Source organism: Sphingomonas sanxanigenens DSM 19645 = NX02, from assembly GCF_000512205.2.
Classification (GTDB): Bacteria; Pseudomonadota; Alphaproteobacteria; order Sphingomonadales; family Sphingomonadaceae; genus Sphingomonas_D; species Sphingomonas_D sanxanigenens.
Window position 1 is genome coordinate 4,784,808 of record NZ_CP006644.1, and the last position, 20,540, is coordinate 4,805,347.

Sequence of the window (20,540 nt, forward strand, 5' to 3'; positions counted from 1 at the left end):
TCGGTTCTTTGTTTTATCGGGATCAAGTCGATCCGGGACCGGGATAGGCGTCGATCCGTTAAGATCGTCTTATAATCTGCGGCGGCGCCGCGCGGCTGTGGGGCGGGCGGACGGCGTCACGGCGGCCCATGGGCAAGCCGCGACGCCGTCGATCAATCTGGCGGCGCTACAGCACCCAGTGCGCCGTGACCGCCGCCGCGACATTCCCCGTGAACAGGATCGAGAAATCCGCCACCCCATTGCCATCGGCATCGCCGCGCAAAGTGGTGGTGTTGCTCGCGGCATCGAAGGCCATGGTCAATTGCCCCGCGACGCCTGTGAACGCCGCCACCTGCACGAACGCCTGATCCCCAGCCGCCGCACTGTTCGCATCCACCGCCGACAGGTCGAGGATGTCGCCCAACGCGAAGTCGGTGATGCGGTCGGCGTTGGCGCTGGCGGGGCTCTGGATGGCCGACTGATAGACGAAGCGGTCATTGCCCGCGCCGCCGGTCAGCGCGTCGCGGCCCGAGCCGCCGATCAGGATGTCGTCGCCGCCGGCGCCCTTCAGCACGTCATTGCCGGTGCCGCCCTCGATGCTGTCGTTGCCGGTGCCGCCATCGACGACATCGTCTCCCGCGCCCGCGAGAATGATGTTCGCCTGCGCGTTGCCGGTCAGCGTGTCCGCCTGGCTGGAGCCGATCAGATGCTCGATCGACAGCAAGGTATCGGTCCCCGCCCCGCCGCTGTTCTGCGCAGTGGTGACGAGCAGGCTGATTGTCACGCCGGTCGTCGCGGTCGCATAGCTCACCGTGTCGAAGCCGGCACCGCCGGAAAGCGTGTCGTTGCCGAGCCCGCCCGTCAGTGTGTCGTTGCCGGCATTGCCGGTCAGCACATTGTCAGCGGCGTCGCCGATGAACTGGTCGTCGAACGCTGAGCCGGTGAGGTTCTCGATCCCGGTCACGATGTCGGCACCCGCGCCGACAGTGGTCTGCGCACCGGCGAGCGTCAGGTTGACGCGGACGCCGGTCGCAGCGTTGGCGTAGCTCGCGGTGTCGATGCCCGCGCCGCCATCAAGCACATCATTGCCGGCATTGCCGACGAGCACGTCGTTGCCGGCGCCACCGGCCAGCACATTGCCATATTCGTTGCCGGTGAGCGTGTCGGCGAAGGCGGTGCCGATCACATTCTCGATGCTGCGGATACGATCCGAGCCGGCGCCGCCGGTGTTCTGCACCGACTGGCTGATCAGGTTCGCCGTCACACCCGCGCCGACCAGCGAATAATCGAGCGTATCGACACCGAAGCCGCCATCGATCGTGTCATTGCCGAGGTCGCCGCGGATCACATCATTGCCGGCCCCGCCCGACAGGCTGTTGTTGCCAGCGTTGCCGATCAGCGTGTCGTTATAGGCCGAGCCGATCAGGCCCTCGATACCCGCCAGCGTGTCGATACCGCCGCCACCGCTATTCTGCGCGCTGGTCACGAGCAGGCTCACGGTAACCGCCGCGGTGGCGTCGGCATAGCTCGCGACGTCCACGCCGGTGCCGCCATCGACGCTGTCATCGCCCGCGCCGCCCATCAGCGTGTCATTGCCGTCGCCGCCGGCCAAAACGTCGTTGCCGGCGAGGCCGTTGATGATGTCATTGCCGAGCCCACCTTCGATGCGGTTGGCATCGGCAGCACCGGTCAGCGTATCGTGAAATCCGCTGCCGATCAGGTTCTCGAAGCCCGAGAGCATATCGGAGCCAGCGCCGAGCGTGTTCTGCGCTGCGGTCAAGCCGAGGTTGACCGACACCCGCGCCACAGCACCAGCATAGCTGACCGTGTCGATACCGGCGCCGCCGATCAGTGTATCCGGACCGTTGCCGCTGCCGCCATTGATGAGGTCGTTTCCAGCCGCGCCATCAATGACGTTGCGCGTGGCACCCGCGGTATTCCCCGAAAGCACATCATTGAACGCCGAGCCGATCAAATTCTCGATCCCGATCAACGTATCGACGCCGGCTCCCTGCGTGTTCTGAGCCGCTGTTGTCGCAAGATTGATGGTGACGCCTGCGGTCGCACGGGCATAGCTGGCAGTGTCGGTGCCGGCCCCGCCATTCATGATGTCGTTGCCCGCACCACCATCCAGAATGTTGGCCAGACGATCACCGGTCAGAACGTCATCGAACGCGGAGCCAATCAGGTTCTCGATGCCCGACAATGTATCCAGCCCGACGCTCCCCGTATCCTGGGCAGCCACGTTTGCCAGATTGACCGTTACGCTCGCACCGGCGGCGGTGTAGTCGGCGGCGTCCTGACCATCCCCTCCCGACAGCAGATCATTGCCCGCGCCCCCTTCGAGCACGTCGTTGCCGCCATCGCCCTGAAGGATGTCATCCCCGCCAGAGCCCTCCAGCCGATCCGCGCCATTGCCTCCCGACAGAAGATTCGCGGCGGAATTTCCGGTCAGTCGATCATCGAACGCAGAACCCGTGAGATTCTCAATATTGATCAACGTATCCAATCCGGCCGAAACGGTGTTCTGAGCTGCCGTAACGGCGAGACTCACAACCACACCGCCGGTAGCCCCCGCATAAGAGGCGGCATCCGCCCCCAAGCCGCCGTCCAGGCTGTCATTGCCATCGCCGCCTTCGAGGCTGTCATCGCCATCGTCGCCGCGCAGCGTATCATTGTTGGCGCCGCCATTGAGACGGTCGCTGCCCGCGCCACCGCTGACGAGGTTCGCCATCGCGTCACCCGCCAGGCTGTCATCGAACGCCGAACCCAGCAGGTTCTCGATGCCGGCCAGCGTATCCATGCCCGCGCCGAGGGTGTTCTGAGCTGCGGCGATCGACAGGTTCACCGAGACAGCGGATGTCGCCGAGGCATAGGATGCTGTGTCGATCCCGCCGCGGCCATCGAGCAGGTCATTGCCGCCGCCGCCTTCGAGGACGTTCGCGCCTGCATCGCCACGCAGGGTATCGTTAAGGGCCGAACCAATCAGATTTTCGATCGAGTTCAGGATATCCCAGGCCCCGCCCGCAAAGGCGTCCCCCGAAACAAGGTCCGCCTGAACCAACACCGTCGAGCGCGCGTAGGTCGCAGTGTCATTGCCACCTTCGCCATTAAGCTGATCGTCGAGGCCTCCGCCGTCCAGAACGTCATCGCCGGCGCCACCGAACAGCTCATCCTGACCTCCACTTCCCGTGATCCGGTCGTTGCCGCCACCGCCCGACAGTTGGATGACCGATCCAATACCTGTCAGCGTGGAGAGATCGACCGTGTCCGCACCCGCCGTGCCGACCAGATACCCCACCGCATATTCAATCCCGCTGAACGTCACGCTGCCAGACGCGGCGGTGAAGACCGCGCCATCGAAATCGAGCATGTCGTTTCCGGCACCGCCGACAATCGACGCGCTCATCACCGCACCCGCGTGAATGATGATGTAATCATTTCCATCACCACTATCGATTACATCGCCAACGCCGGACGATTCGATCTGATCGTCTCCAGCCCCGCCGTTGAGGACGTTGGTACCCGCGCCGCCGTAAAGAGTGTCTTGCCCGTTCCCGCCATTCAGGATGTCGTTTCCAGCCTCTCCCCAGATAAAATCGACGCCCCCGGTTCCGGTTATGACATCGTCGCCAGCTCCACCCTCGAGACTAAGATTACCGCTCGCACTTCCGAGTCCCGACAGGTCAAGCCGATCGTCTTGCGCTGTTCCGGCCGCCGAGCCCTGAACCTCCTCAAAGCCGTCGAATGTCGCCGCCGCCGAGAGCGCACTGAACGACACATCTTCGAGCATCAGCGTATCAAAGCCGCTGCCACCATGAATACTCCCGGTAAGAAGCGATCCCGCCCGGAGCGTAACAATGTCGTTGCCAGCGCCACCGTCGATGTTATCGCCACTGCCGGCACCGACGATGAAATCGTCGCCAGCGCCGCCCAGCAACGTGTTTGTTCCAGCGTCACCGCTCAACTCGTCGTTGCCGGCACCACCATCAAGAATATCGTTGCCTGCCCCGCCGGTAATGATGTCATATTCTATGCCACCCGTGATGCGATCCGCACCGGCGCCTACTCGTATCTCGATCCGGAACGCGCCGATTCCTGCGGCGGTCAGTCTGCTCAGATCAAGATAGTCATCACCATCGGTACCAGTGAGCACAGCGTCTCGATCAAGAGTATCAACGCTGACGAAGTCGATGAGCCCCGTTTGTCCGTTGAACGTCGCGCCATCCAGAGAAAGCGTGTCAAAACCCGCCCCGCCATCGATCTGGTTACCGAGCAACCCACCCCCAACATCGAGCGTGTCATCCCCGTCGCCGCCAATCAGCGTATCTCTTCCAGCGGCACCGATCAGATAGTCGTCCCCGCTTCCACCATCGAGGACGTCATCTCCCGCTTGGCCAGCGAGGAAATCATAGCCGCTTCCGCCAGTAACAACGTCATTTCCAGCTCCGGCAAAGATGCTGTCCTCACCTGCTTCGCCATTCAGGATGTCATTACCGTCGCCACCATCGATCGTGTCGGCAACGCCGCTTCCAGTGATGTTGTCCGAACCGCCGCCGGCGATAATCTCAATCAGCCCGTAAGCAGCCGGCCCGATGCTGCTCAGATTGAGCGCATCGTTCCCGGCCGTTCCAATGAGCCTTCCATCCACCTGCTCGATGCTCGAAAACGTGGCGGCACCCGACTGCCCATCAAACGTTCCCGCAAGGTACAGAACGTCGAATCCGGCACCGCCTGAATTCACGCCGAATACCGCGCCTTCAAAATGCAGAATATCGTCCCCGGCGCCGCCATAGAGGCTGTCGCGCCCCCCGCCGGACCACAGTTCATCGTTTCCTTCGCCACCGTCGAGGACATCGTTTCCCGCAAGTCCCAGCAATATATCATTGCCGCCACGACCTTCGATCAAATCGTTCTCTGAGGTGCCCGTCAGATACTGATCGTCTTCGGTGCCAAAAATCACAGCCATTCGCTCGTTCCCTCAACTGGCGGGGATCAAGCGCAGCGTCGCCGTGGCCGCAGGCTTTTGCCCGCGGTCGCGTGACGATCGATCGTCCGGAACCCCCAACACCCCACCACCCCGGGCAGGCGCCCGGAATCAGACTAATCATGAGTAGCTTAACGCAACTTCACGACAAGAGTGTTTCACCACCGAAAACGAACAAATCGGATGACGTTTTGGCGCAGAAGTCATGGAATGAGGAAAGAACACTCCATTTCGGACTGTTCTATTCCCGGCCGGTGGCAGGTCGACCGTTCGCATCGCTGTCCGGAAACAGTCACAACGGCCGGCCTCGTTCCATTAGCGCAACATTTTCAGGTCCACCGCCTCGGCCATTACCTTGAACCCGGCGTCGTTGGGGTGGAGCGCATCGCCGACATCATAGGCCTTGGCCATCCGATCCGGGTCCGCCGGGTCGGCGATCGCGCGGGCGAGGTCGACGGCGCCGTCCGCCTCGCGGTTGGTCAGGATCCAGGCGTTCACCGCCTTGCGCACCGCCTCGCCCTCCGGCGTCCAGTAGCCGGCGCCCTTGTAGGGCAGGATGGTGCAGAGGATCACCTTCACGCCTTCGGCATGCGCGCGCGCGATCATTTGGCGATAGGCGGCGATCAGCGCCGCCGGCGTCGGCAGCGCCTGCGTGGCGCGCGCGGCGGAGCCGATGTCGTTGACGCCCTCCAGCACCAGCACGTGCGACACGCCGGGCACGGCAAGCACGTCGCGGTCGAAGCGGGCAAGCGCGTTGGGGCCGGCGCCGTCCGTCAGGATGCGATTGCCGCTCAGGCCGAGATTGGCGACCGCCACATTGCGCAGGCCCGCCTTCTGCAGCCGCTCGGCGAGGATGTCGGGGTAGCGCGTGTCGGCATTGTCGGTGGCGCGCACGCCATCGGTGATCGAATCGCCCAGTGTCACCACCGTGCGCGCGGTGCGCGGCGCGTCGACATCCACCGCGGCGATCAGCAGGCGGCGGTTGTAGGTCGCCGCGCCGGTCAGCATCGCCGCACCGGTCTGGTCACCCGCAGCGATCCACGCGGTGGCGGCGGAATAAGGGTGCATGGTCGGCGCGTCGGCGCCCTCGGGCAGGTGGATGCTGATCGTCACGCGCTGCAGCGGCTTCGCCCTGAACGCGATCGGCGCGCTGACCAGCGGCGCATGCGCCGGGATCGCCACCGCGCCGCCGAAATCGACCGTCTGCACGCTGCCCGAAACGATCCGGCCATCGGCCTCGCTGATGGCGATGGTCACACGGCCCAGCTGCAATGGCGCCGCCGACAATTCGTTGCTCAGCCGGATGCGCAGCGTATCGCCGCCGGTGGAGAGCCGCACCACCTGCCGCACGGTGCGATCCTTGAGATCGGGCATCGGGCTGTTGGCGCTGGCGGGCAGCGCTTCCTGCGGCGCGGCCGCCCAGCTGCGTACCCAGCGCTCGGCGTGTGCGGCACCGGGCAGGATCGCGAGCAGCACGGGCAGCAGGACGAGACGGTTGACGGTGCGGCGCTTCATGATCGGCATCTCCCTCCACGTGGCGCGCCGGCGGCGCGCCCGCTGTTGCTCACATACTGGCCAAATGTTTCAACATGCGATGGAAATCGCATTGGTTCAGGGCACCAGGATGGTGTCCACCGCCTCGGCCAAGGTGTCCGGATAATCGAGCGTGTAGTGCAGGCCGCGGCTTTCCTGGCGGTGCAGCGCCGATCGCACGATCAGATCGGCCACCTCCACGAGGTTGCGCAGCTCGATCAGGTCGGGCGTCACCCGGAAATGGCCGTAATAGTCGGCGACCTCCTGTCGCAGCATCGCGATGCGGTGCTGCGCGCGCTCCAGCCGCTTGGTGGTGCGCACGATGCCGACATAGTCCCACATGAAGCGCCGAATCTCGCGCCAGTTGTGCTGGACGATGACTTCTTCGTCCGAATCGGTCACGCGGCTCTCGTCCCACGCGCGGATCGGCGGCGGGGCGGGCAGTTCGTCGAAATGGCGGCCGATATGCGCCGCCGCCGCCTCGCCGAACACGAAACATTCGAGCAGCGAGTTGGAGGCGAGGCGATTGGCGCCGTGCAGGCCGGACTGGGTGCACTCGCCCACCGCGTAGAGGCCGGGCAGGTCGGTGCGCCCCTTCAGGTCCACCAATATGCCGCCGCAGGTATAATGCTGCGCGGGCACCACCGGGATGGGCTGGGTGGTGATGTCGATGCCGAGGTCGATCAGCCGGCTGTAGATGTTGGGGAAATGCCCCTTCACGAAGTCGGCCGGCTTATGGCTGATGTCGAGATGGACATAGTCGAGGCCGAGCCGCTTGATCTCATGATCGATCGCGCGGGCGACGACGTCGCGCGGCGCCAGTTCGCCGCGGGGATCGAAGCGCGGCATGAAGCGCTCGCCGCCGCCCTGCACCCCCGGCGGCAGCTTGAGCAGCCCGCCCTCGCCGCGCACCGCCTCGGTGATCAGGAAGTTCTTGACCTCCAGATTGTAGAGGCAGGTCGGGTGGAACTGCATGAATTCCATATTGGAGATGCGCGCGCCGGCGCGCCACGCCATCGCAATGCCATCCCCGGTCGCGCCGCGCGGTGCCGTCGAATAGATATAGGTGCGCCCCGCCCCGCCGGTGGCGAGGATCGTCGCGCGGCCGGTGAACAGCTCGACGCGGCCGGTCTGGCGGCTGGCGGCGTAGACGCCCCAGACACGGCCGTCGCCCGAATAGCGCTCGCCATGGCGGCCGGTGACGAGGTCGATCGCCGCCATATCCGGGATCAGGCTGATGTTGGGATTGGCGCGCGCCGCCTTTTCCAGCGCCTGCTGCACCGCCCAGCCGGTGGCGTCGTCGACATGGACGATGCGGCGATGGCTGTGCCCGCCCTCGCGCGTCAGGTGCAGCGCACCGGCTTCCTGGTTGAAAGGCACGCCGATATCGATGAGCCGGCGGATCGCCGCCGGCGCATGCTCGACGACATATTCCACCGTCTCGCGCCGGTTGAGCCCGGCGCCTGCGACCATCGTATCCTCGATATGGCTGTCGAACGTGTCGCCTTTCTCGAGCACCGCGGCGATGCCGCCCTGCGCCCAGGCGGTCGAGCCCTCGGAAAGCCCGCCCTTGGCGATCACCGCGACCTTGAAGCGGGTGGCAAGGTTCAGTGCGGCGGTGAGGCCGGCCGCGCCGGACCCGACGATGACGACGTCGAAACTATGATGCAATTTGCCTATCCCAACTCACCTGAAACGACCGCTGCACCGTAAGCGGCCAGCCCATCCTCGCGTCCATTTTGATACCGCCTCATCACACGCTGGACGGGCCAGATCGTGTCGCCCTTTTGGAAGCGGATGGAAATGTTGATCTCGCCCTGCGGGTCGGCGTCGTCGCCAACCCATGCGCCGGTTCGGTGACGCAAGAGTGTCTCGCCGACATAACTGCCGATCGCGAACAGCCGAGAGCCGAGTTGTTCGCCCAATAACCCGCTCGGGATGGCTCTGCCATTCGCGGACTGCTCATCGAAAAAGCGATCTATCTCGGTCAGACTCGCCATCGAAAAATCAGCCTTGTAACCCGATTGCGTCAGCGCCTCGGCAATCCACGCCGCCGACGTTTTTGCGTCGGCTACCAACCGCGATTCGTGTGGCTGATCCGCGGGAGCTTGAGCTGCGGTGGTTGCCGTCGCTCCGATCACACCGGCCAAGAAACCTAGCAGCCGCTTCCACATCGCTTCCTCATTCAGCTATTGCTCGCCCGGGTGAGGTTCAGGAACACATCTTCGAGATCGGCCTCGCGCGTCGAGACATCGACGATGCCGAGCCCGTCGCGCTGCACCGCCGCCAGCACCTCGCCGGCGTTCACGCGATCCTTGCGATAGGTGATCGCGAGCGTGCGGGTACCTTTCAGTTCCACCTTCTCGAAGCAGATATTGGCAGGCGCGGCGGCGAGATCGCGGTCCACCGTCACCTCGACGAGCTTCTCCTGCGCCATGCCGACCAGCGCGCGCGTGGATTCCTCGGCGATCAGCTTGCCATGGTTGATGATCGCGATGCGATCGCACAGTTCCTCGGCCTCTTCGAGATAATGGGTGGTCAGCACCACGGTGACGCCGTGATCGTTGAGGCGGCGGACATAGGCCCACAGCTGCTGGCGAAGCTCGATGTCGACGCCGGCGGTCGGCTCGTCGAGCACCAGCACCGGCGGCGAATGGACCATCGCCTTGCCCACCATCAACCGCCGCTTCATGCCGCCGGAAAGCGTACGCGCATAGGCATCCCGCTTGTCTTCGAGGTGGAGCGCGCGCAGCAGTTCCATCGAACGCCGCTCCGCCTTGGGCACCCCATAGAAGCCGGCCTGGTTCTCCAGCGTCTCGAACGGCGTGAAGAAGGGATCGAACACGATCTCCTGATTGACGATGCCGATCGAGAATTTGGCGTTCCGCGGGTTCTCGTCGATGTCGAAGCCCCAGATCGAGGCGTGCCCCTCGGTCTTGGTGACGAGCCCGGCAAGGATGTTGATCAGCGTCGATTTGCCCGCCCCGTTGGGGCCGAGCAGCCCGTAGATCTGCCCGCGCGGCACCGCGAAGCTGACATTGTCGAGCGCGCGCTTGCCGCCGCGATAGGTCTTGCCCAGGCCGTCGATGACGATGGCCGCCTCTGCCGCTTCGTTCATGCGCCGCGCATAGACCCGGCCGGGGCGTGCGCCAAGCAGTTGTGTGACGGGTTTGTTGCGCGTGAAGTCCCTCCTCTCCACGGAGGGGCAAGTTTCTCCTACTTGCGCGGCGAAGGCGCGGGTGCCGCTCCGGCGTCTCCGCCCTCGGCGGCGGCCTGCTTGCGCGCCTGGAACTCTTCCCAGCTCACCGATTTGGGCGCGGGCTTCTCCGCCGGTTCGGGCGGCGGCGGCGGGGGCGGCGCGGGGGCGTGCCAGGCGGGCGCCGCGGGTTGCGCGACGGATGCCGCGCCCATCGCCACGCCCAGCGTATCGAGCAGGTCGGCGGCGGACGGGCGGTAGACCTTGGGCAGCGTCATCCAGCGCGTCACCGCCGGCATCGTCGCGCCGGTGCGGCCGGCCGCATCCTCGATCAGCTTGCCGAGCGCATAGATGTCGCTCGCCGCGGTCGGCGGCTGCCCGGGGCTCAGTTCGGGCGCGGGATAGGCGGCATCCGCATCCGGGGACGGCACCGGTGCCGGGTTGATCAGCCAGAACGCGCCGTCCGGCGCGACGATCATATTGTCCATGCCGATGTCGCCATGGACCAGCCCGCGCGCATGGACGCTCGCCAGCATCGCCAGCACTTCGCGCAACAGACGATCGAGCAGCGGCCGCGCCGCTTCCGCCGGCGTCTCGGCAAGCAAAGCGGCAACCGGCGTACCCTCGGCCCATTCGCTGACGATGAACGGCGGTTCCGCCGCCTGCTCGATCGCGATCACGCCGGGCATGCCCGGGATCGGCTGGCGCGCGAAGATCAGCCAGTAACCGAAATGCGCGTCGAGCAGAGCCTTCGCCTCATCGCCCGCAACCGGCTTCGCCACGCGGATCAGCACCGGCCGGTCGAGCTGGACGTCGATCGCGTGGCACAGCCGGAACGCGGCGTCCTCGTCGAGATCACGCTCGATATGGTAGCGGCCGCCGACGATTTCGGGGCCGCACGGTTGCGCCGCCGCGTCCCCGATCGCCTGCGCGCCGCCAAGCGAAACGGCAATGCGGTAATGGCCGATCTCGATCACGTCGCCATCGGCCAGCCGGTGCGCCTCCTCCAGCCGATCCCCGCTGCCATTCACATAGGTGCCGTTGGTGCTGGTATCGGTCAGCACGAACCGGCCGTCTTCCCAGGCGATGCAGGCATGTTTGCTGGAAATGTGATTGTCCGGATCCGGCAACTGCCATTGGCTGGCGCTGGATCGGCCGATCACCGCCTTGCCGCCTTCCTCCAGCGCGAAGCGCGAGGGCAGGCCGGCGGGCAGGGCCTCGGCATTCTCGATGGTCAGGGTCAGGGCTTCGTCGGACATCCGGCAATCCTCACGCTACTTGTCCTGATTCCAGCGGCCCATGACCGCCGACGCCCGGCATTTTTAGGGGATCGTGTCATTTGATTTCTGTGCCCGCAATCACTTTTGGCGGGGAATCCAACTGTGCCGTTGATCGACGCGGCCAAGCTTGCTAGCGCTCCGCCCGTGATACCGCCGCCCGAAACCACCCGCACCAGCTCCAGCCGCGTCGCCTGTGACGGCGCGACGGAAATCGCCGCTTCGCTTGGCCACCCGCGCGTGTGGCTTGAGATCGACGAGAAGGGCTATGTCGATTGCGGCTATTGCGATCGTCGCTTCGTCCTGATCGGCGGACCGGCCGACGTGGCGGTCGATGGGCGCGACAACGGGGCTGCGCAAGCCGCCTGATCGTGCCTATATCGGTGGCATGACCCAGACAGCCGCCGATCCCCGCGCCTTCCTCTACCGCCCCGACGCCCTCGATCCCGACACCGCGCTCAGGCTCACCGCCGAAGCGCTGAAGTCGGCGGACGACGGCGAACTCTACCTGCAATATCGCGCGCAGGAGAGCTTCGGGTTCGACGACGGCCGGCTCAAGACCGCAGACTATTCCACGCTCAGCGGCTTCGGGCTGCGCGGCGTTTCGGGCGAGACCACCGCCTTCGCGCACGCCAACGACGTCAGCGCCGACGCCATCCGCCGCGCGGCGGCAACGCTGACCCTGCTCGATCCCTCGACGCGCGGCCTCGCCGCGCCGCCGCGGCGCAGCAACCGTCACCTCTATACCGATGCCGATCCGATGGCGCTGATCCCCTTCGCCCGGAAGGTGGAGCTCTGCCAGGCGATCGACGCCGCCGCCCGCGCGCGCGATCCGCGCGTCGCGCAGGTCTCGGTCGGCCTCTACGGATCGTGGAGCGTCGTCGAGATCGTCCGGCCGGACGGCTATGTCGCAACCGACGTGCGCCCGCTGGTGCGGCTCAACGTCGGCATCGTCGTCGAGCAGAACGGCCGGCGCGAAACCGGCAGCTTCGGCATCGGCGGCCGCTATCTCTATGACGGGCTGTTCGAACCGGCGACGTGGAACCGCGCGATCGACGAGGCGGTGCGCCAGGCGCTGGTCAACCTCGATTCGGTGGCCGCGCCGGCCGGCGAGATGACCGTGCTGCTCGGGCCGGGCTGGCCCGGCGTGCTGCTGCACGAGGCGGTCGGCCACGGGCTTGAAGGCGATTTCAACCGCAAGGGCACCAGCGTCTTCTCCGGCCGGATCGGCGAGCGCGTCGCCGCGCCGGGCGTGACCGTGATCGACGACGGCTCGATCGCCAACCGTCGCGGCTCGCTCTCGATCGACGATGAGGGGACGCCGACGCAGGAGAATATCCTGATCGAGGACGGGATATTGAAGGGCTATATCCAGGATCGGCTGAACGCGCGGCTGATGGGCGTGGCGCCCACCGGCAACGGCCGGCGCGAGAGCTATGCGCACGCGCCGATGCCGCGGATGACCAACACCTTCATGAACGGCGGCACCGACGATCCCGCCGAATTGCTCGCCCGCGTGAAGAACGGCATCTTCGCGAAGAGCTTCGGCGGCGGCCAGGTCGATATCGTCTCGGGCAAGTTCGTGTTCTCGTGCACTGAGGCCTATCGCATCGAGAATGGCCGGCTGGGTGCCCCGATCAAGGGCGCGACCCTGATCGGCGACGGCCCGACCGTGCTGACCAAGGTGACCGGCATCGGCAACGACATGGCGCTGGACGAGGGCGTGGGCGTGTGCGGCAAGGGCGGCCAGAGCGTGCCCGCAGGCGTCGGCCAGCCGACCCTGCTGATCGCGGGGCTGACGGTCGGCGGCACCGCGGCGGCCTGACCGGGCGCCTGAAACCTTTTCGGCGCGCAATCGCTGAACGGTCGGGCACAGCACTTGACGGAGCAGGACCATGACCGACGCCACCGCCGTGCAGGACGGCACCCGCGAGATCCTCGACTATTGGCTGCGCGAGGTCGGCGCCGCGGGCTGGTGGAAGCGGTCGGATGCGACCGACGCCACGATTACCGAGCGCTTCGAGCCGCTGTGGAAGGCGTGGCGCTCCCGCACCGCCGCCAGCTTCCTCGGCTCGGCGGAAGAGGCGCTGGCGGGCGTGATCCTGTTCGACCAGTTCTCGCGCAACATCTTCCGCGGCCATGCCGACGCCTTTTCGACCGATGCGCTGGCCATCGCCATCGCCCGCGGCGCGATCGACAAGGGCTATGACGACGCCGTCGGCGCGGACGAACGCATCTTCTTCTACCTGCCCTTCCAACACAGCGAGGCGATCGGGGACCAGCAGCGCTCGATCGCGCTGTTCACCGCGCTGGGGCAGGACGAGCCGCTCGCATTCGCCCGCAAGCATCACGACGTCATCGCCCGCTTCGGCCGCTTTCCCCGCCGCAACGCCGTGCTCGGCCGCCACGACCGCCCCGGCGAGGCCGAGGCCGCGACCGAAGGCGCCGACTGGTAGGCCGATGGCACTCGTCACCATCGCCGAGTTCACCGACCCGATCGGCGCCGGCATCCTCCGGGACCGGCTCGCCGCCGCTGGCATCGAGGCGCTGGTCTTCGACGGAGCGACCGCCAGCCTCGGGCTCGGCTGGATCATGCCCGCGCGCCTGATGGTCGATGCCGAGGACGAGGACGCAGCCCGCGCACTGCTCGGCGGCGACTAGGCCGACGCATCTGGTTGGCGCCGCGCGCGCGGCGGTGCACCCGGAATACGCGGTCTTGCGCCGCGCTGCGGCGGGCATGCCGGGCCGTCGTGGCATTCGACGGGCTGCGACAAAAATGCTCGGCTTATGGGCAGGTGCCGCAACGCAACTGCAACAAAACTGCCCAAATTTTGAGCAGTTTTTCGCATCTGCACAATGAAGAGGCGCCGAGCGGCCCCAAGAACGCGCTGAATCGGTCCCGGTTCCGCTTGATTGCGTAATTTTTGAATCTGGCACGCCCCTTGCGACGTTGTTTCGGCTGCAAAGCGAGGGAGGCAGAATGAAACTCGTCATCGCCATCATAAAGCCATTCAAACTCGACGAAGTGCGCGAGGCGCTCTCCGAGGTCGGGGTCGCGGGCATGACAGTCAGCGAAGTGAAGGGCTTCGGTCGGCAAAAGGGGCAGACCGAAATCTACCGCGGCGCCGAATACAGCACCAACATGGTTCCCAAGATCAAGATCGAGGTCGTGTGCGGCAGCGATCTGGCGGGCCGCGTGGTCGAGACGATCCAGGCCTCGGCGAACACCGGCGCGATCGGCGACGGCAAGATCTTCGTGCTCGACGTCGGCCAGGCCGTGCGCATCCGCACCGGCGAGACCGACGAAACCGCGCTCTGAGACAGAAGGGGGAAAGATGAAGCTCTCACACAAGATGGCATTGGCGGCGGGAGGCCTGATGGCCGGTCTCGCGGCGCTTCCGTCGGCGGCGCTCGCCGCGACCGGCCCGATCAAGGCGCCTGACGCCGCCGCGATGGCAGGCATGGTCGACAAGGGCGACACCACCTGGATGCTGGTCTCGGCCGTGCTGGTGCTGATGATGTCGATTCCGGGCCTTGCGCTGTTCTACGGCGGCCTCGTTCGCACCAAGAACATGCTGTCGATCCTGATGCAGGTGCTGACGATCGTGTCGGTCGCCTCGCTCGTGTGGGTCTGCTGGGGCTACAGCCTCGCCTTCACCAGCGGCAACGAGTTCATCGGCGGTCTGTCCAAGGCCTTCCTCAAGGGCGTCGATGGCACCACCTTCGCCGCCACCTTCTCGAACAACGTCTACATTCCCGAACTCGCCTTCGTCGTCTTCCAGATGACCTTCGCCTGCATTACGCCGGCGCTGATCGTCGGCGCGTTCGCCGAGCGCGTGAAGTTCACGCCGCTGATCCTGTTCGTCGTCGCCTGGCTGACCATCGTCTATTTCCCGATGGCGCATATGGTTTGGTACTGGGCGGGCCCGGACTTCCTCGTCGATGCGCCGACCGATTACGGCATGCTGTGGGGCTGGGGCGCGCTCGACTTCGCTGGCGGCACCGTCGTCCACATCAATGCGGGTATCGCCGGCCTCGCGGGCTGCCTCGTGATCGGCAAGCGCATCGGCTACAAGGCCGAGCCGATGCCGCCGCACTCGCTGACCATGACCATGATCGGCGCCTCGCTGCTGTGGGTGGGCTGGTTCGGCTTCAACGCCGGTTCCAACCTGGAAGCGAACGGCGTCACCGCGGTCGCCTTCATCAACACCTTCGTCGCCACCGCTGCCGCGACCGTCGCCTGGGCCGTGATCGAGCAGATCGTCCACAAGAAGCCTTCGCTGCTGGGCGCCGCCACCGGCGCGGTCGCCGGTCTCGTCGCGATCACCCCGGCCGCCGGCCTGGGCGCGCCGATGACCTCGATCGTACTCGGCATGGTCGCCTCGATCGTCTGCTTCTTCTTCGTCACCACGGTGAAGAACAAGCTGGGCTATGACGACTCGCTCGACGTGTTCGGCGTCCACTGCGTCGGCGGTATCGTCGGCGCGATCGGCACCGGCATCGTCGCCTCGCCCGCACTCGGCGGCCAGGGGGTGTTCGACTACACCGTGTTCCCGGCGACGTTCGATGCCGCCAGCTACGACATCGGCAAGCAGGTTCTCACCCAGATCAAGGCGGTCGCGGTCACGCTCGTCTTCTCCGGCGTGGTTTCCTACCTGCTCTTCACCATCCTCAAATACACGACGGGCATCCGCCCCTCGGCCGAAGTCGAGCAGGAAGGCCTCGACATCGCCGAGCATGGCGAGCGTGCCTACAACTACTGATCGGATCGGGGGGCGGCCGATCCGCCCCCCCACATAGGTTCCTCCTGCGGACCACTGGCCGGTGCGGCAACGCACCGGCCATTTTTTTGTGCGCCGTTCCAGGCCCCGATCCTCCGGCCCACCTTGGCAAGCGCGCGCCGCCGCGCGACAAGCGCCGCCATGTCCACCACCCCCGCCGTGCCCACCACCCCCACCATGTCCAGCCTGCCGATCTTCGTGCGCCTCGCCGGGCGGCCGGTCATCCTGCTCGGCAGCGGCGACGCCGCGGCGGCGAAGCGGCGGCTGCTGGAGCGTGCGGGTGCCGCCATCGTCGATGAGCGCGCCACCGCCGCGCTGGCGATCGTCGCGATCGAGGAGGATGCGGAGGCCGCCGCCGCAATCGCGCGGCTGAAGGCGCGCGGCATTCTCGTCAATGCGGTCGATCGCGCCGCCGACTGCGATTTCACCTTGCCCGCGATCGTCGACCGTTCGCCGGTGCTGATTGCGATCGGCACCGGCGGCGCCTCGGCCGGGCTCGCCAAGGCGCTGCGCCAGCGGCTGGAGGCGCTGCTGCCCGCGCGGCTCGGCGCCATCGCCACCGGCCTCGCTGCCGCCCGCACGGCGATGCGCGCGCGCTGGCCCGAACCCGCGATGCGCCGCCGCGCGATCGACGCCGCGCTCGACGCCGGCGGCCCGCTCGATCCGTTCGCGGCCCATCCGGAGGATGCGGTTCCGACGTGGCTCGCTCGCGCGGGGCCGGTCGATGCCGCCACCCGCCTCGTCGCCCTCACCCTCGCCTCGCCCGATCCCGACGCGCTCACCCTGCGCCAGGCGCGGCTGCTGGCGCAGGCGGATACGCTGTTCCACACCCCCGCCGTGCCGCGCGCGATCCTCGATCGCGCCCGCGCCGATGCGGTGCGGGTCGCAGCCGAAACGCCCCCCGATGCGTTGCCCCCCGGGCTCGCGCTGTTCGTGACGATGGAGATGCAATGAGGGCGTTCGGCAATGTGCTGCAGGGGGATCATGCCTCGCACGTGTCGCTGGAGGAGGCGCTGGCGCAGACCGGGGTCGCGCCGCTCGTCTGGCTGCACCTCGACGCCAACGATCCCGAATGCATCGCGTGGCTGGAGCACCAGTCCTGCCTCAACCCGATCGTCATCGCCGCGCTGGTCGCCACCGAAACGCGCCCGCGCGCCGAGGCGATCGAGGGTGGCGCGCTGATCAACTTGCGCGGCCTCGCCGAAAACCCCGAGATGATCGACGACAGCCTCGCCTCGATCCGGATCTGGGCGGAGAAGGGCCGGGTGATCTCGGTGTTCCGCCACCGCCTCACCGCCATGCCCAAGGTGGAGGCGAAGATGATCGCCGGCCGGCTGCGCGACCCCGGAGACCTCATCGCCGCCATCGCCGTCGCGATCACCGAACAGCTCGATCCCGACGTCGCCGGGCTCGGCGACGCGCTCGACGATTGCGAGGAGGGGCTGGACGGCCAGCGGCTCTACGCGCTGCGCCGCACCATTTCCCGCGTGCGATCGCAGTCGATCGGCTATCGCCGCTTCGTCTCGCCGCAGCGCGACGCGCTCGAGCGGCTGTCAGCGCTCCACGCCGACTGGCTGGCCGACGACGATCGCCTCCACCTCAAGGAAGCCGCCGACCGCGCCGCGCGCATGGCGGAAGAATTGGAAGCGGTGCGCGAACGCGCCGCGCTGATGCACGAGCAGGTGATGGACCTGCGCGCGGAGCAGCTCGACACGCGCGCGCTGCTGATCTCGGTGGTCGCGCTGGTCTTCCTGCCGCTGACCTTCGTCACCGGGCTGCTCGGCATGAATGTGGAGGGCATTCCCTTCGCGCACGAACCCTGGGCGTTCCAGGGCGTGCTGTGGGTGTGCGTGGCGATCGCGGTGGCCATCACCGGCTATTTCCTGCGCGCGCACTGGTTCCGGTGAGCCGCCGCCGCGCCGGCCCGCCGGAGCCCGCGCAACCGCCCGCGCCCGAGAGCTGCTTCCTGTGCGGCCGCCCGCTGGGCCGGCGGGTGGAACGGCATCACCCGGTGCCGAAGAGCCGCGGCGGCCGCACGACCGTGCCGGTCCATCCGATCTGCCACAACGCGATCCACGCCGCGCTGGGCAACACGCTGCTCGAACGCACGCATTTCACTGCGGAAGCGTTGTGCGCCAATCCCGAGATCGCGCGCTTCGTCGCCTGGGTGCGCGGCAAGCCGCCGGACTTTCACGCGCCGACGCGCGGACGCCGGGCGCGCTGATCGGCGCATGCCGTCCCGCCCGGTCAGCGACCGACCGGGAGAGAATGCGCTCAGCCCCGCAGCACCCGCCCGGCGACCGCATCCAGCCGGGCGACCAGCGCCGGGTCGCGCGCGTCGGGCGCGGTGATCAGCGCGAAATCGAGCGCCGCGTCGATCGGCGACGCCTCGCGCTCCGTCGGCAGCGCCAGCGCGATCTCCCGCACCATCGCCCGCGCGGCCCGGGCGTTGCCCGCCATCACCTTCATCACCGATGCGACGTCGACATGGTCCTCGCCCTCGCGCCAGCAATCATAGTCGGTGACCATGCCGACCAGCGCGTAGGGCAGCTCCGCCTCGCGCGCGAGCTTGGCCTCGGGCATCGCGGTCATGCCGATCAGGTCGCAATTCCAGCTCCGGTAGAGATGGCTTTCCGCCCGCGTCGAGAATTGCGGGCCCTCGATCGTGATGTGGGTGCCGCCTTCGGCCACCACCGCGCCGGCGCCGCGCGCGGCCGCGACCGCGAACCCGGCGAGACGCGGGCAGACCGGATCCGCCATCGAGACATGCGCGACCATGCCCGATCCGAAGAAGCTCGGCTGGCGCAGCCAGGTGCGGTCGATCAGCTGGTCGGGCACCGCGAACATGCCCGGCGCCAGATGCTCGCGCAGCGAGCCGACCGCGGAGACCGAAAGGATGTCGGTACAGCCGGCGCGCTTCAGCGCGTCGATATTGGCGCGATAGTTGATCTCGCTGGGCGACAGGCGATGGCCGCGGCCGTGGCGCGGCAGGAAGATCAGGGTCACGTCGCCGATGCGGCCCTTGAGCAAGGCGTCGGAAGGCTTGCCCCACGGCGTCTCCACCTCGATCCACTGCTGGTCCTCCAGCGCGTCGATCGCATAGAGCCCCGATCCCCCGATCACGCCCAGCGTCCAGCCGCCCATCGCTTACCCTTCCTTGTCGCAGCGCCCGCCGGGGACGCGAAACCCGCCCCATGCGGCGCCCGCATGACAGGCGCAAGTCAGCCGCGGGCGAGGCTGCGCCGCATCCCGTAAGCGAAATAAACGATCAGCCCGAGGACGGTCCAGACCAGGAACGAGATCTGCGTGAGCCGCGAAAGGCTGACGAACAGATAAAGACAGCCACCGATCGCCCCCAGCCCGACCACCCAATGCGCCGGCGTGCGGAACGGCCGCCGCGCATCCGGCGCGCGCTTGCGCAGGATCAGCATGCACAGGGCGACCGCGATGAACGCGCACAAGGTGCCCGAATTGGCGAGCGCGGCGATCTGGTCCAGCGGCACCAGCCCGGCGAAGATGCTGACGAACAGCGCGGTCAGCGCGGTGATGCGCACCGGCGTGCCGCGCCGGGAGATCTTCGCCAGCGCCGGCGGCAGGAAACCATCGCGCGCGACCACCAGGAAGATGCGGCTCTGGCCGTAGAGGAAGGCGAGCAGCACGGTGGGCAGCGCGATGACCGCCGCCGCGCCGACGATACGCGCGACGCCGGGTGCCTCGATGTTGCGCAGGATCAGCGCCAGCGGCTCGGGGCTGGCGGAAAAGTCGGCGAAATAGACGGCCCCCACCGCGGCGGCGGAAACGACGACGTAGATCAACGTGCAGACGAGCATCGATCCGACGATGCCGATCGCCAGGTCGCGCTCGGGATTCTTGGCCTCCTCCGCCGCGGTGGAGATCGCGTCGAAGCCGTAGAAGGCGAAGAAGATGATCGCCGCCGCCGCCATCACCCCGCGCTCCACCCCGTCCGCACCCATCGTCTTGCCGAAGCCGAACGGCATGAAGGGTTCGAGATTGGCGGCGTCGAAATGCGGCAGCGCCACGAACACGAACAGCGCCAGCGTCGCGATCTTGATGGCCACCAATACGGTGTTGAGCCAGGCGCTCTCCCGCGTGCCCAGCATCAGCATGCCGGCGACGATGCCGATGATGACGATCGCCGGCACGTTGACGCCCATCGAGACGAGCTGGAAGCTGCCGTCGAACAGATGCCCGCTGAACACCGGGCCGTGGGTCAGCATATCCGGTGGTGCAACGCCCAGCCCGCGCAGGAAGCCCACCGCATAGCCCGACCAGCCGACCGCGACGGTGGAGACGACCAGCGAATATTCGAGGATCAGGCTCCACCCGACCACCCAGGCGAACACCTCGCCCAGCACCGCATAGCTATAGGTATAGGCGCTGCCAGCCGCGGGCATCATCGTCGCCATCTCGGCGTAGGCGAGCGCGGCGCAGGCGCAGATCGCGCCGGCGATCGCGAAGCTCAGCAGCACCGCCGGCCCCGCCTTGCCGGCACCGACGCCGATCAATGTAAGGATGCCGGTGCCGACGATCGCGCCCACCCCCAGCGCCATCAGATGCGGCCACCCCAGCGTTCGCGCCATCCGATGCTCGGGCGGACGATCCTCTGCAGCGATGATGGTCTTGCGGCGAAGCATGGCAGTCATGGGCGCATCCGGTTGCGATTGGGTCGCGGACGCTGGACGTCGGCGATGGCAGCGTCAAGCGCGCGCACCAACGGAGCCCCCCACGGGCAGCGCGAACCGCTCGGCACTAATTTCGGGGACACA

Annotated in this window: 17 protein-coding genes; 9 read left to right on the plus strand and 8 right to left on the minus strand. The window is 67.1% G+C overall.

What is annotated here, in order from left to right; all coding sequences use genetic code 11:
- Window positions 1-166: 166 nt before the first annotated feature.
- From NX02_RS21965 to NX02_RS21990, 6 genes are all read right to left on the minus strand, one after another.
- On the minus strand, window positions 167-4,948 hold the full coding sequence (locus tag NX02_RS21965) for a beta strand repeat-containing protein (protein ID WP_025294317.1): 4,782 nt from the start codon (window positions 4,946-4,948) through the stop codon (window positions 167-169).
- Window positions 4,949-5,281: 333 nt separating this feature from the next.
- Window positions 5,282-6,481 (minus strand): SGNH/GDSL hydrolase family protein, encoded by a 1,200-nt coding sequence (locus NX02_RS21970; RefSeq protein ID WP_039997950.1) that lies wholly within the window; start codon window positions 6,479-6,481, stop codon window positions 5,282-5,284.
- Window positions 6,482-6,577: 96 nt separating this feature from the next.
- A complete protein-coding gene (nadB, locus tag NX02_RS21975) occupies window positions 6,578-8,170 on the minus strand; it encodes an L-aspartate oxidase (RefSeq protein WP_025294319.1) in 1,593 nt (530 codons plus the stop codon).
- A gap of 5 nt (window positions 8,171-8,175) precedes the next feature.
- Window positions 8,176-8,673, minus strand: coding sequence for a hypothetical protein (locus NX02_RS21980; protein WP_025294320.1), 498 nt, complete (start codon window positions 8,671-8,673; stop codon window positions 8,176-8,178).
- Window positions 8,674-8,684: 11 nt separating this feature from the next.
- Window positions 8,685-9,617: an ABC transporter ATP-binding protein gene (locus NX02_RS21985; RefSeq protein WP_025294321.1), complete on the minus strand. Its 933-nt coding sequence runs from the start codon at window positions 9,615-9,617 to the stop codon at window positions 8,685-8,687.
- 98 nt (window positions 9,618-9,715) lie between these two features.
- Window positions 9,716-10,954, minus strand: a complete 1,239-nt coding sequence (locus NX02_RS21990) for an FHA domain-containing protein (protein ID WP_025294322.1) — start codon at window positions 10,952-10,954, stop codon at window positions 9,716-9,718.
- Window positions 10,955-11,119: 165 nt separating this feature from the next.
- Here NX02_RS21990 and NX02_RS21995 point away from each other — a divergent pair, with 165 nt between their 5' ends.
- From NX02_RS21995 to NX02_RS22040, 9 genes are all read left to right on the plus strand, one after another.
- Window positions 11,120-11,341: a zinc-finger domain-containing protein gene (locus NX02_RS21995; protein ID WP_025294323.1), complete on the plus strand. Its 222-nt coding sequence runs from the start codon at window positions 11,120-11,122 to the stop codon at window positions 11,339-11,341.
- A 19-nt stretch (window positions 11,342-11,360) separates the two neighbouring features.
- Complete coding sequence (gene tldD, locus NX02_RS22000; protein ID WP_025294324.1) at window positions 11,361-12,797, plus strand: metalloprotease TldD; 1,437 nt, start codon at window positions 11,361-11,363, stop codon at window positions 12,795-12,797.
- Window positions 12,798-12,867: 70 nt separating this feature from the next.
- On the plus strand, window positions 12,868-13,428 hold the full coding sequence (locus NX02_RS22005; RefSeq protein ID WP_025294325.1) for a DUF924 family protein: 561 nt from the start codon (window positions 12,868-12,870) through the stop codon (window positions 13,426-13,428).
- A 4-nt stretch (window positions 13,429-13,432) separates the two neighbouring features.
- Window positions 13,433-13,633 carry a putative signal transducing protein gene (locus tag NX02_RS22010; RefSeq protein ID WP_025294326.1) on the plus strand — a complete coding sequence of 67 codons (201 nt, stop codon included), beginning with the start codon at window positions 13,433-13,435 and terminating at the stop codon, window positions 13,631-13,633.
- Window positions 13,634-13,952: 319 nt separating this feature from the next.
- Window positions 13,953-14,291 (plus strand): P-II family nitrogen regulator, encoded by a 339-nt coding sequence (locus NX02_RS22015; protein WP_025294327.1) that lies wholly within the window; start codon window positions 13,953-13,955, stop codon window positions 14,289-14,291.
- 16 nt (window positions 14,292-14,307) lie between these two features.
- On the plus strand, window positions 14,308-15,735 hold the full coding sequence (locus NX02_RS22020) for an ammonium transporter (protein WP_025294328.1): 1,428 nt from the start codon (window positions 14,308-14,310) through the stop codon (window positions 15,733-15,735).
- 195 nt (window positions 15,736-15,930) lie between these two features.
- Window positions 15,931-16,707 (plus strand): precorrin-2 dehydrogenase/sirohydrochlorin ferrochelatase family protein, encoded by a 777-nt coding sequence (locus NX02_RS22030; RefSeq protein WP_025294329.1) that lies wholly within the window; start codon window positions 15,931-15,933, stop codon window positions 16,705-16,707.
- On the plus strand, window positions 16,704-17,660 hold the full coding sequence (locus NX02_RS22035; RefSeq protein ID WP_025294330.1) for a zinc transporter ZntB: 957 nt from the start codon (window positions 16,704-16,706) through the stop codon (window positions 17,658-17,660). The genes NX02_RS22030 and NX02_RS22035 overlap by 4 nt, the downstream gene beginning before the upstream one ends.
- Window positions 17,657-17,977: an HNH endonuclease family protein gene (locus NX02_RS22040; protein ID WP_025294331.1), complete on the plus strand. Its 321-nt coding sequence runs from the start codon at window positions 17,657-17,659 to the stop codon at window positions 17,975-17,977. The genes NX02_RS22035 and NX02_RS22040 overlap by 4 nt, the downstream gene beginning before the upstream one ends.
- Before the next feature lie 50 nt (window positions 17,978-18,027).
- Here the strand turns inward: NX02_RS22040 and NX02_RS22045 are convergent, their stop codons facing one another.
- The gene (locus tag NX02_RS22045; protein WP_025294332.1) at window positions 18,028-18,897 is read right to left on the minus strand and encodes an S-methyl-5'-thioadenosine phosphorylase; all 870 of its coding nucleotides are present in this window, start codon (window positions 18,895-18,897) and stop codon (window positions 18,028-18,030) included.
- 77 nt (window positions 18,898-18,974) lie between these two features.
- The gene (locus NX02_RS22050; protein WP_025294333.1) at window positions 18,975-20,417 is read right to left on the minus strand and encodes an amino acid permease; all 1,443 of its coding nucleotides are present in this window, start codon (window positions 20,415-20,417) and stop codon (window positions 18,975-18,977) included.
- Window positions 20,418-20,540 lie beyond the last annotated feature (123 nt).